The organism is Mesorhizobium sp. WSM4849 (assembly GCF_055811385.1).
Genome location: NZ_JBVVPW010000024.1, coordinates 1 through 15,707, shown reverse-complemented (window position 1 = coordinate 15,707; position 15,707 = coordinate 1). Strand labels below are relative to the sequence as shown.

The window sequence follows — 15,707 nt, the reverse complement described above, 5'->3', positions numbered from 1 at the left end:
CGCGAAGCCGCTTGATCGCCTGAGGGACCCCTTCCAGCGATGCTCGAAAATTTCAGCTTCCGCACTATCGTCGAATATCTGCCCCTGTTCGGGCAGGGCCTCATCACGACCGGGTGGCTGTCTGTCCTCGCCTTTGCCGGCGCGCTCGCCGTCGGCATCGTGCTCGCCGCCATGAACCAGCAGCGCGGCCGGCTGTTCCGCATCCCGGCCAAGGCCTATATCGACGCGGTGCGCGCCACGCCCTTGCTGGCGCAGCTTTATTTCTTCTATTTCGGCCTGCCGCGGCTCGGCATCATCCTGCCTGAGCTCGTCGTCGGCATTCTCGCTCTGTCGCTGAACAGCGGCGCCTATGTCGCCGAGATCATCCGCGCCGGCATCCTGTCGATCCCGCGCGGCCAGGTCGAGGCCGGCGTCGCTTCGGGGATGACCTATGTCCAGCGCATGCGACTGGTCATCCTGCCGCAGGCGTTCAAGGTGACGATCCCGCCGCTGCTCGGCCAGGCGATCGTGCTGGTCAAGGATTCCGCTCTGCTGTCACTGATCGCGGTCGCCGAACTGACTCGCGCCGGGCAATTGCTCGCCTCCGACCGCTTCATGCCGGCGGAAGGTATCATCACCATCGCCGCCTTCTACCTCCTGCTCTATTACGGGCTGAAGGGACTGGCGGCACTGTCCGGGCGCTGGCTCGGCCTAGCGGGGGCACGGACATGATCTGGCAGCAGCTGCAAAGCATAGCCGGCAGCTATCCCCTCGCCCTGCGCGGCCTCGGCATGACCGTGGTGCTGTCGCTGGTCAGCCTGGTGCTGGGTACGCTGATCGGCTTTGGCCTCAGCATCCTGCGGACCGGCGGCAACCGGCTGATCAGCGGTGCGATCGGCGCCTGGGTCGACCTGACCCGCGGCACGCCATTCCTGGTGCAGATCTTCCTGATCTTCTTCATCCTGCCGGAACTCGGCATCGAGCTCGACGCCTTCACCGCCGGCATCATCGCGCTGACCAATCTGGCCGCCTGCTTCATCTGCGAGATCGTCGTCGCCGGCATCCGCTCGGTGCCGACCGGCCAGGTCGAGGCGGCGCTGGCGTCCGGCCTCTCGCGCTGGCAGCGCATGCGCCAGGTAGTGCTGCCGCAGGCGATGCGCATCGTGCTGCCGCCGCTGGTCGGGCAATATGTGCTGCTGATCAAGGATTCCTCTGTTGTTTCGGCCATCGGGCTCACCGACCTCACCCGCGTCGGCTGGCTGGTGGTGCAGCGTGTGCCCAACGGCCTGCTGGTCTTCTTCCTCATCGGCCTCGGCTATTTCATCGTCTGTTATCCGCTGATCCTGCTGGCCCGCCGGCTTGAGCAGCGCATCGGTGCGGCCCATGGCGAGGTGCAGATATGACGAACCCCAGCAAAGGCCGCACCGGCATGATCGAGTTTCGCGGGGTCAACAAATGGTTCGGCCCGCTCAATGTGCTGAAAGACATCACGCTCAGCGTCGAGCCGCGCGAAGTGGTCGTCGTCTGCGGCCCGAGCGGCTCAGGAAAGAGCACCCTGATCCGCTGCATCAACGGTCTGGAGACGATCCGCGACGGCGACCTGGTGGTCGACGGCCAGCGCCTCGGCGACCCCGCCACCAACATGATGCGGCTGCGCACCGAGATCGGCTTCGTCTTCCAGTCGTTCAACTTGTATCCGCACAAGACCGCACTTGAAAACGTGACGCTGGCGCCGATCCATGTCCGCAAGATCCCGCGCGCCGAAGCCGAAAAGGCCGGCCGCGAGCTGCTTGCTAAGGTCGGCCTTGCCGACAAGGTCAATGCCTATCCCGCACAACTCTCCGGCGGCCAGCAGCAGCGCGTGGCGATCGCCCGCTGCCTCGGCATGCGCCCCAAGATCATGCTGTTCGACGAGCCGACCTCGGCGCTCGACCCCGAGATGATCTCGGAAGTGCTCGACGTCATGGTCGCGGTCGCTGAGGAAGGCATGACCATGATGGTGGTGACGCACGAGATGGGCTTTGCCCGCAAGGTCGCCCAGCGCGTGGTGTTCATGGATGCCGGCGCCATCGTCGAGAGCGGCACGCCCGACGAATTCTTCTCGCATCCCAAGACCGACCGCAACCGCGCCTTCCTGAGCAAGATCCTGCGGCATTAGGATTGCCGGAAGCGAAGGTTCGCCGCCTGAAGCCTTGCAAAGCTATTTGACCTTGATGACAACCTTGCCCTTGGCGCGGCCCTGCTCGATGTAGGCCAAGGCCTCATTGGTCAACTCAAGCGGGAAGACGCGATCTATGACCGGGCGGATAACGCCCGACTCGATGAGAGACGTGATCTTGGTCAACTGCGCCCCATTGGCCGTCATGAACAGGAACGAATATCGGACACCTGCGCGTTTGGCCCGCCTCCTGATGCCGGCGCTCAAAAAGCGCATGACCAAGTTCAGCACCATGCTCAGAGCCTTCTCCCCGGCAAACTCCGGATCGGGCGGACCGGAGATCGAAACGGCGACGCCGCCTGATTTCAACACACGCAGGGACTTTTCGAGGGTCTTGTTGTCCTGGCTGTTCAGGACGACGTCGTAGCCCGAGAGGACTTTCTCGAAGTCATCCTTCTTGTAGTCGATGATGACATCGGCGCCCAGATTCCTGACCATATCCATGTTGGACGCGCTCGTTGTCGTGGCGACCGTCGCGCCGAGGTGCTTTGCCAACTGAATGGCGAATGTTCCCACTCCGCCGGAACCAGCCTGAACGAAGACCTTCTGTCCTTTCTTCAGCTTCGCTCTTTCAATCAGCGCCTGCCAGGCGGTCAGCCCCACCAGGGGAATGGACGCAGCCTCTTCCATACTGAGGTTCTTCGGCTTCAGGGCCACGTCCGCATCATTTATGGCGATGTATTCAGCGAAAGTCCCGACTCGACCGTCGCGCGGTCGCGCGTAGACCTCGTCGCCCGGTTTGAACTGTCGGACCTTCGAGCCGACGCGAATGACCGTTCCAGCCACGTCATGGCCTGCAACGAAGGGCGGGCGATAGGGCAGGATGAGTTTGAATTCTCCGTCCCTGATCTTTGAGTCCAGCAGATTGAGACTGGCGGCATGGATCTGCACCAGCACGTCATTCTCCCCTACTTCCGGCTCCGGAACTTCTCCAAGCCGCAGGGGAGCATTCTTTGCGTATCGATCGACGATGAAGGCCTTCATTGTAGCTTTCCCAAATTGAGGAGACCCGGAGCGCCCGATCGACATCTCCGATGCGCCGCGCTATTGCATTACGATCACTTAATGATAATATGATCGTAATGCAATAGCTGATTGAAGGAGAAAAACATGCGCTACGAGAAGGGCAGGAAGGAAGCATCGCGGCAGCGGATCATGGATGTGGCGACCGACCGGTTTCGCTCCGACGGCATCGCTGCATCAGGTCTCGCAGGCATCATGGGCGAGGCGGGACTGACCAATGGAGCTTTCTATCCCCATTTTCCGTCCAAGGCGGCGCTTGTGCGTGAGAGTTTGGCGGCCGCCCTGGAGGTTCAGGCGACCCAGATCCAGGAACTGTTGGCCGCTGGCGGCGCGTCACTGGCCATCGACGCGTATCTGTCGACGGAACACCGAGACAATCCAGGCAAAGGTTGCGCTTCAGCCGCGCTGTTGCCCGAAATTGCGCGTGAGCCGGCAGAGACGCGCCAAGTCTACGCCGAACACCTGCTCAAGCTGGTACGCCAGGTGGCGGCCGAACTTACGCCCGACGCCCGCGACCCCGAAGGTGTCGCGTTCGGCGTCTTTGCGACCCTGATCGGCACGCTTGAGCTGTCCCGCGCGGTGAACGGAACCGAACTGTCCGACCGCATTCTTGAGGCTGGCGCGATAGCGGCGAAGGCGCTGCTCCAGCTCCGCGAGAACGACAAGCCAGAAGAAGGGAAACCATCATGAACGTGCATCATCTGTCGCGACCTGCGGCGATCATCAAACACAGGGACGTGCCGACGAAAACGGTTGACGTCGGCGGTACGAAATTCGCCTACCGGGAACTTGGGCCCACAACCGGGGTACCGGTGATCTTTCTTACCCATCTGAGTGCGGTTCTCGACAATTGGGATCCCCGGGTCGTCGATGGTATTGCCGCAAAACGGCGAGTTATCACCTTCTATAACCGTGGTGTTGGTGCATCAGGCGGGTCCACTCCCAACACGGTGGAGGCGATGGCCCGCGACGCGATCGCCTTCATCCGGGCCCTCGGTTTCGAGCAGGTCGACCTGCTCGGCCTGTCTCTTGGCGGCTTCATCGCCCAGGCGATTGTTCAGCTGGAGCCTGATCTGGTTCGCAAGATCATACTCGCGGGAACCGGCCCGGCCGGTGGTGTCGGCATCGACAAGGTGACGTTCGTCACCATCTTCGACATGATCCGCGCCGCGCTGACCATCAAGGACCCAAAGAACTACCTCTTCTTCACCCGAAGCCCCAACGGCAAGAAGGCGGCGCGCGAGTTTCTGCAGCGATTAAAGGAACGGACCAATGACCGCGACAAGCCCATCGCGCTCGGCGCCTTCAACCAGCAGCTCAAGGCGGTCCGTGCCTTTGGCCAGGAGCGCCCTGCCGACCTGTCGCGTATCCGGCACCCGGTCCTTGTGGTGAATGGCGATCACGACAGAATGGTGCCCACCAGCAATTCCGTCGACATGGCACGGCGCTTTCCCAATGCCGAGCTGGTCCTGTACGAGGACGGCGGGCATACGGCCATTTTTCAGTATCACGACGCCTTCGTGAAAAAGGCCCTGGACTTCCTCGAGGCCTAACGGCGCTTGGTCCGATCCATCGGGTGACGACTAGCTGTCGTCTGCAACGCAAGGTTGAAGGTCTGTAGCGGACGAAGACTCCGCAGGACCTGGGTTCCTCACCCCCACCTCGCCGGGGCGAGGAACCCAAGCTTATTGTGTATCCGCATGGGCCCTGAGCTCTGCCCGCTTCTCGTCGGAGACGACGGCGAGATCGAGCACCTTCTGCAATTCAGCCGCGTGGCGGAACGACGGCTCAGGCGGAACGCCCGTGCGCACCGCATCGACAAAGCGCTGGTAGTTGGTCGGCACAGTTCCGGCATCGAGAACCTGCCATTTGGCGTTCTCGATGTTCTCGCCCATGCACGCTTTCAGCTCCGAGTTTTTCAGATTGTGCACGACCTCGATGCCGCCCTTGTCGCCATAGATGCGCAGCCGCAATTCGTTGAGATGACCGGTTGCCCAGCGGCTGGCATGGACGACGCCGAAGGCGCCGTTGCTGAAATCCAGCGCCATGGTGAAACTGTCGTTGGCGTCGAGTTCGTACTCGCCGATCCGGTTGCCGGGCGCCTTGTCGAATGACCTGAGGCGGCAGAACACATGGTCGATGTCGAGCGCCGCGCCATAGCTGGCGAAATCGAGGATGTGGATGCCGACATCGCCCAGCACGCCATTGGAGCCGTGGCCGCGCGACAGCCGCCACAGCCATTTCGGATCGGTGCGCCAGTCGCCCCAGAATTTGGAAACCAGCCAGCTCTGCAGATAGGACGCTTCGACATGCCTGATCTGGCCGATCTCGCCGGCCAGCACCATGGTGCGCGCCTTCTGCAGCGGGGCGACGTTGCGATACGTCAAGTTGACCATGTTGATGATGCCGGCTTGCTCGGCGGCATCGGCCATTTCACTGGCCCTCTGGTAATTTTCGGCCAGCGGTTTTTCGCACAGCACCGGCTTGCCCGCCGCGATCAGCATCATGGTGGTCGGATGGTGGATGCGATCCGGCGTCACGTTCGCCACCGCGTCGAACTTGTCCCATGCGAGCGCGTTTTCCAGCGACGCGAACCGGTTGGGGATACCGTAGCTGTCCGAAAACTTGTCGACACGCGCGCGGTCGAGATCGACGGCGCCGACCAGCTCGACGCCTTCGATCTTGCTGAACTGCCTGGCGTGCTCTTCCGCCATCCAGCCGGTGCCGAGTATCAGGAGACGCATGATTCTTATCCTTAGGATGAGGCTTTATCTTGTTGTTCGACCGTAGATTTTCCGAACCGAAGCTTCGGAATAGGCGCCTAGCGAAAACCGGCTTCGCCCGCGGCATGAAGTCTTCCGCCGCGCTCGACGATCGGCTCCAGCGCCTTCTCCACCGGCACATTCGGCGCATCGAGGATGGCCGGGTTTGAGCCGAGCGGGTTGTGCGCCCATTTCACCGCGTTGCGCAGCACCTTGTGGACGGTGGCGTCGTGATAGGTCGGATAGGTCTCGTGGCCTGGCCTGAAATAGAAGATCTTGCCGGCGCCCCGACGATAGGTCAGCCCCGACCGGAACACTTCGCCGCCCTGGAACCAGGAGATGAAAACCGTTTCCAGCGGCTCCGGCACGGCGAACTGCTCGCCATACATCTCCTCGTTCTCGAGCTCGAAATACTCGCCGATCCCGGCAGCGATCGGGTGGTTGGGGCTCGTCACCCAGAGCCGCTCGCGCTCGCCGGCTTCGCGCCATTTCAGCGTGCAGGGCGTACCCATCAGCGTCTTGAATATCTTCGAGAAATGGCCGGAGTGAAGGACGATCAGCCCCATGCCTTCCCAGACGCGGCGCGCCACGCGCTCGACGACTTCGTCGGCGACGGCGCCATGGTCCTTGTGTCCCCACCACACGAGCACATCGGTTTGGGCCAAACGGTCGGCCGGCAGGCCATGCTCCGGCTGTTCGAGCGTCGCCCACGATACGGAAATTTCCGGGTCAAGCTTCAGCGCGTCGGCGATCGTTGCGTGCATGCCCTCGGGGTAGATTCCAGCGACCACCTCATTGGTACGCTCATGGATATTCTCGCCCCAAACGACAGCGCGTATAGTCATGACATCCTCTTGAATGGTTGAATCCGCCGCCCCGGTCCGGTCAGTCTTAGTATCCTCGGCCGGGAATGAAAACGGTTTCGAGGTCGGTTGCTGACAATTGGGTGGAAATCCGGCGGGGAAAGTCCATACGGCAAACCCAGCGATCCTGGCGGCCCCCCTCTGTCCGGCCGGACACAAGGGGGGCGCGAAGGATCGCTGCAGAGCGGCTTACATTCTGCACCGCTACAGGCGCGCTACACTCCACGCCCTTCCGACGCGACCTGCATTAGCGGCTTGGTTAGCCGCGCACGACGAGACGCTTGATCTTGCCCTTCTTGAAGGCGGCGAGGAAGCGGGCGTAGTCTTTGAAGGCGACGCAGCCGCTCGATTCCGCGCGGCCGCCGCGCAGCAGGTAGGTGTGGGCAAGAAAGCCGTCGCGGCCATATTTGTTTTTGCCGTCGATAGGAGTGAGGCGCAGAGCCTCCACCCCATGGAAGCGCGATTCGCGCAGCCTCAAATCGTAGGTGTGGGGCGGCGTCGGGCCGGCATTCTTCCGGTTGGCATAGCGCGGCTGGTCGGCCATCGAGCCCCGTCCCGAATGCGCCTCGAGCCGTGAGCCGTCCGGCATATAGACGGTTTTCGCCGAGATGTCGTAGACGGCGACGCCGCTGCCCACGCCGGGCCTGCTGAACAGGTTGCGGAAGGCCCCGCCGCCCGCCGGGCTGTCGGGCTTAGCATAGGCCAGCATGTCTGCGGCTTTCGACCGCTTGGCCGGCTTGCCCGGGCTGCTTTGCATGCCCGGGCTGCCCTGCATGCCCTGGCTGCCTTGCATGCCCGGGCTGCCTTGCATGCTTGGCACAGCCGCTGACGACGAATTCCTCGGCGACAACGCTGGCGCCCGGGGTATCTCGACGTGCGGAGCGGTGGCGGCCTGCACCCTGTTGGCTTTGGATGGCTGAGATTGGGCCTTGGCGGCCTTCGATGCCTGGACCTTGGGCGCTTTGGCCTTGGGTGCGTCGACCTTGAGTGCGTCGACCCCGGGCGCCTCGTCTGACTGATCGATTTCCGCATGCGGGCGAAAGGTCGGCAAGGGAACGCTGTCGGACATCTCGTCCTGCGGCGGCAGCGAGGCCATCTGCACCTCGCCCTCTTGCGACGCAGCAGGGTCAGCCGTCGTCACTTGCGGCAGCACATCGATCATCTGTTCCGGCAATGCATTCGCTAGCGCCAGTGCCAGACGCGAGGATCGTTCGATCTCAGCGATCTCGGGCCCGAAGCGCACCGACGCGGGGCCATGCTGATCGGGCAGGCGCACCGGCTCCGCAAATCGCTGGCCCGTCGGCAGACTGGCGACCGCAAACGGCGCGGCCCCGCCGGAGGCGCGGGCAAAGGCAGCAGCAATCTTTTGCGGCGATAGCGCCGCTTTCGCCACCACGCCGTCGAAGCGCGCTTGCGGCGAGATTTTTGCGACAGGCGCCACAGTATCCGGCCGCGCTAACGGCTTGAGACGCGCAACCTTGCCTTCATGCACGAAGCTCGCGGCTGCCTGCGCGCAACCGGCATCACATCGGCTGAGCAGCGACGCCTGACGCTGCCGGCTTGCCAGTGACGGCGCCCACGAATTGGTCCATGAATTGGCCCATGAATTGGCAAGCGTGCGCTGGGGATCGGCGAGCGCGATGGTGCGCGGCGCGAGCAGGCTTGGCGGAAGACTGTTGGAGGCGGCGGTGAGCGAGGTTCCCATCGAATGGAGACCGGCCACGGTCGCCACCGACCACCCAGCGATCGCCACGCCAACAATGGGAATCGCGGCCCAGCGCAGGCCGGGCCTCATCGAAGTAACTCCAGTATCAGGATTATCACCCCGGTTTTTCAAACGCACAAACGCCATACAACCAACCTCAATCGGCCTTGCGGCATGCGGGGCTCGCAGCCGTCACAATCACAGTCGCCTGGTGCCCCCTGCACGCTTCGCGTCTGTTGCCGATTGATTCAAAAGATGGACAAACTTGGTTAACCAATCCCTCTACCGATCGCCGATTGGGCGAAGGTCGATATCAAAAAAGCTCCCTCCAAAAACTAGAAAATGGCGGAAAAGCCCTCCGTGTCAGGCTTTGCTGCCCGTTTTTGCAGGCCGAGTCAAGAAAACGAAAGGATTAGACCTTGCCTGGGCGGGCGCCAGGTAGAGGTGAATTCAGGTCAAAAATACCGGGTCATCCATGATCGTTTGCGCGCGGCAATGCCGCCTGCAGCCTGGCCGGTATCGGGAAAGGCGATCGCGCTTCCAGCGGCATCCGACCCGTTCAGACCTTGACAAGGACGAGCGCATGACCGGCCTCCCGTCGCGTCCGACCTACAGCGCCGCGTGGCCGTTTGGACGCGCAAAGGACGCTATAGCACTTGGATCTTGCGCATGAACCTTTCCGAATCGAAGGTCAGCGCAGCAAAAATCGATTTCGATTTTCGGAGGTCATGAACTGGAACTACTGTATACTTGGCGGAAGGCACGGAGATCGCAATGGGCGCAGAATGCTGCGGACAGGATCACGAACCGTCGAAGCAGGAGGACGCTTCGTATAGGCGTGTTCTTTGGGCGGTATTGGGTATCAACGTGGCAATGTTTGCGGTCGAAATCGGCGCCGGCGTGGCGGCGGGATCTGCCTCGCTCCAGGCTGACGCTCTCGACTTCCTGGGCGACGCCGGCAACCACGCCATCAGCCTGTTTGTGGTCGGCATGGCTTTGCGGCATCGCGCCATGGCGGCGTTTGCCAAGGGCGCGACCATGGGCGTTTTCGGCCTCTGGGTGATCGGCGTCGCCATCTGGCACGCAATGCACGCAACCCTTCCGGAAGCGTCTACAATGGGTGCGGTCGGGCTTGCCGCGCTGCTGGCCAATGCTGCATCGTTCGGGCTCCTGTGGGCTTACAGGGGCGGTGACGCCAACATGCGCTCGGCATGGATTTGCACCCGCAACGACGTGCTGGGCAATCTGGCGGTGCTGTTGGCCGCACTGGGTGTTTTCGGTACCGGCGCTGGTTGGCCGGACATCATCGTCGCAGCCATCATGGCGGGATTGGCTCTCCAGGGCGCGATTGTCGTCCTGCAGCAGTCGCGCGCCGAACTTGATACGGGCAAGCGTGATCTTTACGAAAAGAGAACCGGTCAGATTTCAAACTGAGACACGACTGCATTATGATCCGCGTGACGCAACTCACATCCATCCTTACCTGTCCCCACTGCGGACATCGGGTTTCCGAAGTGATGCCTACCGATGCCTGCCGGTTCTTCTACGAGTGCAAGGGCTGCGGGACACTGCTTCGGCCGAAGGCAGGGGACTGTTGCGTCTTCTGCTCCTACGGCGATGTGCCATGTCCGCCGGTCCAGGAGGCGCCTGCAGGAGGATAGGGCGTCCTGCTGTGACGGAGTTTGCCATGACTGACGAATGCATCCTGTCCAAATGCCCGTCAAGGGATGGGCCTGAACGTCGCGGCTCAGCGTTTCGGCTTGCAAATGCCGCTTTTTAAGGCCAGCCTAGGTGGATGATCGCACGCCGGTCGCCAAAGCAATTCCTGGTCATGCTGCTCGCGGTCTTCCTGACCGCCGGGTTCAGCCTGTCCGCCGCCCAAGCCAGCATCATGTCGGCGAAAATGGCGACGATGACCGGGATGACCATGGCTGGCGACGTAGGCATGGCGACAGACGCGGCAAGCACCATGGACAGCGATTGCGGCGCGTACCTCGAGGGCGCTGACGACAACGGCAACCCGATGCAGTGTCCACCGACCTGTATCGCTCCGGTGCTGGCGGTGCTGCCGCAGGGCCTCGCCGCGACGATGATGCTGCGGGCACAGCAACCGGAGCCATCGCCCTACCCGCTGCTTTGCGGGCATACACCCCTGCCCGACCCATCCCCTCCAAAACCCAGCGATCACGCCTGACGCCACGTCTCCTGCATTGAGCGGGTGATGTCTGCGTCCGGTTGTCTTTGCGCGTTCAGCACCGTGACTAGTTCGCACATGGCAACGACGACGGCGCTCTGCGCCATCGGTTGCGTGGTTTACAAAAGGGTCGAAGAGTGAACAGCGATTTCAGTTTTGTTGTTTCGCGCCGGAGGTTTCTCCAGGTGGCGGGCGCCTCTGCGGCTGTCGCGATGCAGCCGTCATCATTGCGGGCCGCTGCTGTCGAACACCGGCGTATTGCGGTCGCGCCAAGCCAGGCCTTGCTGACAAGTGGCGGCCAGCAGACCGCCGTCTGGGCCTATGACGGCACCGTCCCCGGTCCGACGCTGCGCTTGCGGCAGCACGAACCGGTTCGCATCACCGTCGAAAACGGACTGGACGAGGACACCACGGTTCACTGGCATGGCATCCGGTTGCCAAACACTATGGACGGCGTGCCGGGCCTCACTCAGCCGCCGATCAGGCCGGGCGAAAATTTCGTCTATGAGTTCACGCCGCCCGATGCCGGCACCTTCTGGTACCATCCGCATGCCGACAGCCTCGTGCAGCTCGGCCGCGGGCTTGCCGGCGCGCTCATCGTCGAGGAGCGTGAGCCGGTCGCCGTCGATCGCGAGCTGTTGTGGCTTCTGCAGGACTGGCGGCTCACCAAGGATGGGCAAATCGCTCCCGGCTTCGGCAACATGATGGATGCGGCGATGTCAGGCCGCGTCGGCAATGTCGTCACCATCAATGGTGCCGCGCCGACGGACCAGCCGGTGCACGCTGGCGAGCGCATCAGGCTGCGGCTGGCCAATGCGTCGCTGGCCCGCATGATGGCTTTGCGCTTCGAAGGCCACCGCCCGATCATCGTCGCGATCGACGGCCAGCCCTGCGATCCGCACGAACCGGAAGGCGGCCGTCTCGTGCTTGCGCCCGCCATGCGCATCGATGTGATGCTCGACATGCAGGGCGATCCGGGCAAGCGGTACGCCGTGACCGACGAGTTCTATGACGGCCTGGCTTATACGCTGACCAGCCTCGCCTACGATGCCGGGCCACCGCTGCAAGCCCATCCTCTCGATGCGCCCTTGCGCTTGCCAGCCAATCCGCTGCCGAGCCCGGACCTCGCCAAGGCCGAGCGCCAGGAGATCGTGCTGCAAGGCGGCATGATGGGTGGCGGCAAGCTGGCCGGCGTCGGCGGCATGATGGGGATGGCGACACACGGCATGAACGGCACTGCCGCCTGGGCGATCAACGGCATGTCGATGACCGGCGACGGCCACGCCGGCATGGCGCCGCAATTCACGCTGAAACGCGGCGCGACCTGCCACCATGCGCAACGAGACCGCCTGGTGGCATCCCATGCACGTCCACGGCTTCAGCATGTCGATGCTGTCGCGCAACGGTGCGGCGGTGCCGCACCGGCAATGGCAGGATACAGTGCTGCTTGCCCCCAAGGACACGATCGAATGCGCCTTCGTTGCCGACAATCCCGGCGACTGGATGCTGCACTGCCATGTCGCCGACCACCAGATGACCGGCCTCATGACCGTGTTCCGCGTGACGTAAAGCTTTTTCATTCAACCAAGGAGAACTGCAATGAAACCGATCTACGCCTTCGCCGCCTTCGCGGTCGCAATCGCAACACCAATGCCCGCGCTTGCCGCGACGATCAACGCCATCATGTACAAGAACCCGCAATGCAGCTGCTGCGAGGCCTATGCCGCCTATCTCGAACAGAACGGCTTCAAAGTCGATGTCAAGCCGGTCAACAACCTCTCCCAGATCAGCAGCGATGCCGGCGTGCCCGCCGACCTCGAAGGCTGCCATACGCTGATGGTCGACGGCTACGTCGTCGACGGTCTGGTGCCGGTCGATATCGTCAAGAAGCTTTTGACCGAACGGCCCGCCATATCAGGCATCACGCTGGCCGGCATGCCGACGGGCGCACCCGGCATGGGTGGCGAGAAGGCAGGGACCTGGACGATCTACGCCTTCACCAAGGACGGCCAGGCGCCTACCGTCTACGCGACGGAGTGAGGGCATCGTGAGCAAACTGGCCATGGCCCTGGTTGGCGTGCTGCTGGCGTTTTCGCGGTCGGCATCGGCTACCGAACCGCCGCAGAATTTTGCCGTTCACGAAACCCCGGTGCCGGTGCCGGAAATCCGGTTTGAGGACGGTAACGGCCAACCGAAAACGATTGCGGATTTCCGCGGCAAGGTCGTGCTGCTCAACATCTGGGCGACATGGTGCGCGCCCTGCCGGAAGGAGATGCCGACCCTCGACCGGCTGCAAGCAGAACTCGGCGGGCCGGATTTCGAGGTCGTCGCGCTGTCGATGGACCGCGCCGGCCCGGACATCGTGAAGAAGTTCTTCGCCGAGATCGGCATCAAGCATCTCGCCCTCAATATTGATACCTCCGGCAAGGCCATGTTCGCGATCGGCACCGTCGGCCTTCCGGCAACCTTGCTGGTCGATCGCGACGGCAAGGAAATTGGCCGGCTGATCGGGCCGGCCGAATGGGATGCGCCTGAAATGGTCGACTTCATCCGCAGCCGCATCGCCGCCAACTGAGAAAGGAAAGGACATGTCCGCAACAGAACTGACCGGGGCCAGCGAGACCTCGCCGACCATGTTGAAAGGCAGTGACTGATGCTTATCCGGGTCCAAGACGAGCCGCAGGCTCGCCGCGTTGCGTTGGCATTCGGCGAATGGATCCGTTTGCTGCGAAGCCTGATCGCAATCGCGGCGTTGATCGCGGGCTTTGTGCATCCGGCGCAGGCGCACTCGCTCGACGAAATCGACGCCATGCTTCAGAGCGACGAGAAATATTTCCAGCCGATCGACAAGCCGGCGCCCGATTTCACGCTGCGCACCGCCGATGGGCGCGTCGTGCGAACGGCCGATCTGCGCAGCAAGGTCGTCATCCTCCACTTCATCTACACATCCTGCCCCGATGTGTGCCCCCTGCATACCGAGAAGATCGCCGAGATCCAGACGATGGTGAATGCCACGCCGATGAAGGACCGGGTCACCTTTGTGAGTATCACCACCGACCCGACGAGGGACACGCCAGACGTGCTGCGCAATTACGGGCCGGCGCACGGGCTCGACCCGGTCAATTGGCTGTTCCTGACCACGGCCGCGGACCAGCCGGACGATGCGACCCGGAAGCTCGCGGAAGCCTTCGGCCACAAGTTCGCCTTGACCGATGACGGTTACCAGATGCACGGCACCGTCACTCATGTGATCGACAAGGAAGGCCATTGGCGGGCGAATTTCCACGGCCTGAGTTTCGCGGCGGTCAATCTCGTCACCTTCGTCAATGCGCTCACCAACAATGTCGAGCATCCGCACCATGAGCAGGAAACGGGGTGGTGGGCGACAATCAAGGGCATGTTCTGAGGCATGACCATTATTCGGAGGTGCCGTCTGTCCGGCGAAACAAAAGGAAGGAGAACCCTGTGGTCCACAAATCCAAGCCATTGGGCAGAGCCATCGGCAAAATGGCCTGTGCCCTCATGCTGGCCTGCGCAATGGCCTGGCTCGCGCTCGGTCCCGGACTGCAGGGTCAGGCCATCGCCGCAGGCGAGATGTCTCAGGACCAGTTCGACCAGCGCATCCACGACTATATCCTCGCCCACCCCGAGGTGATCATGGAGGCCCTGCAGAGCCTGGACGCGCGCCAGCGCGAGGCCGAGGCAAAAGCGGCGAAAGCCGCCTTGGCGGCAAGGGCCGACGAGATTTTCCGTGACCCGGCCAGCCCTGTCGGCGGCAACGCCAGCGGCGATGTCACCATGGCCGAATTCTTCGACTACAATTGCTCCTATTGCCGCCAGGTGGCGCCGATCATGGCGCAGGCGGCGGCCGACGACCCGCAGCTCAGGATCGTCTACAAGGAATTCCCCATCCTCGGACCGGATTCCGTATTTGCGGCCAAGGCGGCGCTCGCTGCTCAGCGCCAGGGCAAATATGCGGAGTTCCACAAGGCCTTGTATGACGCCAGGACCCGAGTGACCGAGGCGGTCGTGCTCAGGGTCGCCGCCGAGATCGGCCTCGATGTACCCCGCCTGAAGACGGATATGCAGCTTCCGGACATTCAGGCGGCGATAGATCGGAACGCGCAACTGGCTCAGGCGCTGAAAATCAGCGGAACGCCGGGCTTTGTCGTTGGCGACCAGATTTTCCCCGGCGCCACCGACCTTGCGACGATGAAGAAATTGATCGACCATGCAAGGAGCAGCAAATGAGCGAGATATCGCCTCCAAATCGACGAACGGTTGTTCTGGGCGGCGTTTTTGGCACCGCTGCCATTGTGAGCTTCCTCAAGCGGCTGGATTTGGCAATCGCCGCTGAGGATCCCGAAATAGTGCGCCGTTTCAAAGATCTCAGCCAGCATGGCAACAGCACCTGCTCGGCCAAGTTCACGGAGTCCATTGCAACCTTGCCGAGCACGGCGCGGATCACGGGCTCCTGCTGCAGCCCGATGGAGATGAAGCGCTATGTCGAGCAGGTGAACGGCCTGACCAAGTACCGCGACATCGCGATGATCCCAAGCGATCCGTACGATATTCCGGCGGGCGTCGCGCAGAAGGTGATGCCTTACTACGATCTGAAACTCACCGCTGCCGAACAGCAGGCCTACGATTATGCGATGGCAAATTCCGAAGAGAAGGGACCATGCTGCTGCCAATGCTGGCGATGGGAAGTGTACGGCGGACTGGCGAAGTTCCTGATCCGCGAGCATGGGTTCACCGGCGAGAAGGTCGTCGACGTCTGGGACCTGTCAGACGGCTGCGGCGGGGGTATATAAAAACGACCAAGGCGACAGGCGGCCGATCGGGGTTCCCTACCGTCTTGACCGAAGTGTAGGGCGAACTAATTCGTCGTCCGTGAAGAAAGCGATTTTCGCGTCAACCTTGAAAGTGATCTGCGTTGGAGCGCTTTGTCCCAACTGAGGGG

16 protein-coding genes and 2 pseudogenes are annotated in these 15,707 nt (G+C 62.5%); 14 read left to right on the top strand and 4 right to left on the bottom strand.

The features are described 5' to 3' along the window. Window positions 1-39: 39 nt before the first annotated feature. The 3 genes from AC0L3L_RS24645 to AC0L3L_RS24635 are packed head-to-tail and all read left to right on the top strand — an operon-like array spanning window position 40 to window position 2,137. On the top strand, window positions 40-711 hold the full coding sequence (locus AC0L3L_RS24645; RefSeq protein ID WP_473639444.1) for an amino acid ABC transporter permease: 672 nt from the start codon (window positions 40-42) through the stop codon (window positions 709-711). After that, complete coding sequence (locus AC0L3L_RS24640) at window positions 708-1,382, top strand: amino acid ABC transporter permease (RefSeq protein WP_473639442.1); 675 nt, start codon at window positions 708-710, stop codon at window positions 1,380-1,382. Before AC0L3L_RS24645 ends, AC0L3L_RS24640 begins: the two co-directional genes overlap by 4 nt. A gap of 26 nt (window positions 1,383-1,408) precedes the next feature. Continuing rightward, on the top strand, window positions 1,409-2,137 hold the full coding sequence (locus AC0L3L_RS24635) for an amino acid ABC transporter ATP-binding protein (RefSeq protein WP_473639562.1): 729 nt from the start codon (window positions 1,409-1,411) through the stop codon (window positions 2,135-2,137). A gap of 42 nt (window positions 2,138-2,179) precedes the next feature. Here the strand turns inward: AC0L3L_RS24635 and AC0L3L_RS24630 are convergent, their stop codons facing one another. Continuing rightward, window positions 2,180-3,181, bottom strand: coding sequence for an NADP-dependent oxidoreductase (locus AC0L3L_RS24630; RefSeq protein ID WP_473639441.1), 1,002 nt, complete (start codon window positions 3,179-3,181; stop codon window positions 2,180-2,182). 126 nt (window positions 3,182-3,307) lie between these two features. Between AC0L3L_RS24630 and AC0L3L_RS24625 the strand changes: the two genes are divergently transcribed. Both AC0L3L_RS24625 and AC0L3L_RS24620 read left to right on the top strand, forming a co-directional pair. Then, a complete protein-coding gene (locus AC0L3L_RS24625) occupies window positions 3,308-3,910 on the top strand; it encodes a TetR/AcrR family transcriptional regulator (protein ID WP_473487497.1) in 603 nt (200 codons plus the stop codon). A gap of 2 nt (window positions 3,911-3,912) precedes the next feature. Next, window positions 3,913-4,773, top strand: a complete 861-nt coding sequence (locus AC0L3L_RS24620; protein WP_473639439.1) for an alpha/beta fold hydrolase — start codon at window positions 3,913-3,915, stop codon at window positions 4,771-4,773. Between the two features lie 132 nt (window positions 4,774-4,905). On the opposite strand, the gene AC0L3L_RS24615 is transcribed toward AC0L3L_RS24620, so the two are convergent. The 3 genes from AC0L3L_RS24615 to AC0L3L_RS24605 all read right to left on the bottom strand — a co-directional run bounded on the left by AC0L3L_RS24615 (window position 4,906) and on the right by AC0L3L_RS24605 (window position 8,640). After that, complete coding sequence (locus tag AC0L3L_RS24615; protein ID WP_473639437.1) at window positions 4,906-5,964, bottom strand: Gfo/Idh/MocA family protein; 1,059 nt, start codon at window positions 5,962-5,964, stop codon at window positions 4,906-4,908. Window positions 5,965-6,041: 77 nt separating this feature from the next. Next, window positions 6,042-6,827 carry a ThuA domain-containing protein gene (locus AC0L3L_RS24610; protein WP_473639435.1) on the bottom strand — a complete coding sequence of 262 codons (786 nt, stop codon included), beginning with the start codon at window positions 6,825-6,827 and terminating at the stop codon, window positions 6,042-6,044. A 277-nt stretch (window positions 6,828-7,104) separates the two neighbouring features. Then, a complete protein-coding gene (locus AC0L3L_RS24605) occupies window positions 7,105-8,640 on the bottom strand; it encodes a DUF2778 domain-containing protein (protein ID WP_473639433.1) in 1,536 nt (511 codons plus the stop codon). A 684-nt stretch (window positions 8,641-9,324) separates the two neighbouring features. Here AC0L3L_RS24605 and AC0L3L_RS24600 point away from each other — a divergent pair. From AC0L3L_RS24600 to AC0L3L_RS24560, 9 genes and pseudogenes are all read left to right on the top strand, one after another. Then, window positions 9,325-9,984, top strand: coding sequence for a cation efflux transmembrane domain-containing protein (locus AC0L3L_RS24600; RefSeq protein WP_473639431.1), 660 nt, complete (start codon window positions 9,325-9,327; stop codon window positions 9,982-9,984). A 14-nt stretch (window positions 9,985-9,998) separates the two neighbouring features. Further along, a pseudogene (locus AC0L3L_RS24595) lies at window positions 9,999-10,133 on the top strand (GDCCVxC domain-containing (seleno)protein); the annotation flags it as partial. 248 nt (window positions 10,134-10,381) lie between these two features. After that, window positions 10,382-10,744 (top strand): hypothetical protein, encoded by a 363-nt coding sequence (locus AC0L3L_RS24590; RefSeq protein ID WP_473639430.1) that lies wholly within the window; start codon window positions 10,382-10,384, stop codon window positions 10,742-10,744. A gap of 212 nt (window positions 10,745-10,956) precedes the next feature. Beyond that, a pseudogene (locus AC0L3L_RS24585) lies at window positions 10,957-12,313 on the top strand (multicopper oxidase family protein). A 30-nt stretch (window positions 12,314-12,343) separates the two neighbouring features. Further along, window positions 12,344-12,784, top strand: a complete 441-nt coding sequence (locus tag AC0L3L_RS24580; RefSeq protein WP_473639428.1) for a DUF411 domain-containing protein — start codon at window positions 12,344-12,346, stop codon at window positions 12,782-12,784. Window positions 12,785-12,791: 7 nt separating this feature from the next. Next, on the top strand, window positions 12,792-13,319 hold the full coding sequence (locus tag AC0L3L_RS24575) for a TlpA family protein disulfide reductase (RefSeq protein WP_473639426.1): 528 nt from the start codon (window positions 12,792-12,794) through the stop codon (window positions 13,317-13,319). Window positions 13,320-13,397: 78 nt separating this feature from the next. Further along, on the top strand, window positions 13,398-14,150 hold the full coding sequence (locus tag AC0L3L_RS24570) for an SCO family protein (RefSeq protein WP_473639425.1): 753 nt from the start codon (window positions 13,398-13,400) through the stop codon (window positions 14,148-14,150). A 59-nt stretch (window positions 14,151-14,209) separates the two neighbouring features. After that, entirely contained in the window at window positions 14,210-14,995 is a 786-nt protein-coding gene (locus AC0L3L_RS24565) for a DsbA family protein (protein ID WP_473639423.1), read from the top strand. Beyond that, on the top strand, window positions 14,992-15,558 hold the full coding sequence (locus AC0L3L_RS24560; protein ID WP_473639422.1) for a hypothetical protein: 567 nt from the start codon (window positions 14,992-14,994) through the stop codon (window positions 15,556-15,558). The genes AC0L3L_RS24565 and AC0L3L_RS24560 overlap by 4 nt, the downstream gene beginning before the upstream one ends. Window positions 15,559-15,707: the final 149 nt, after the last annotated feature.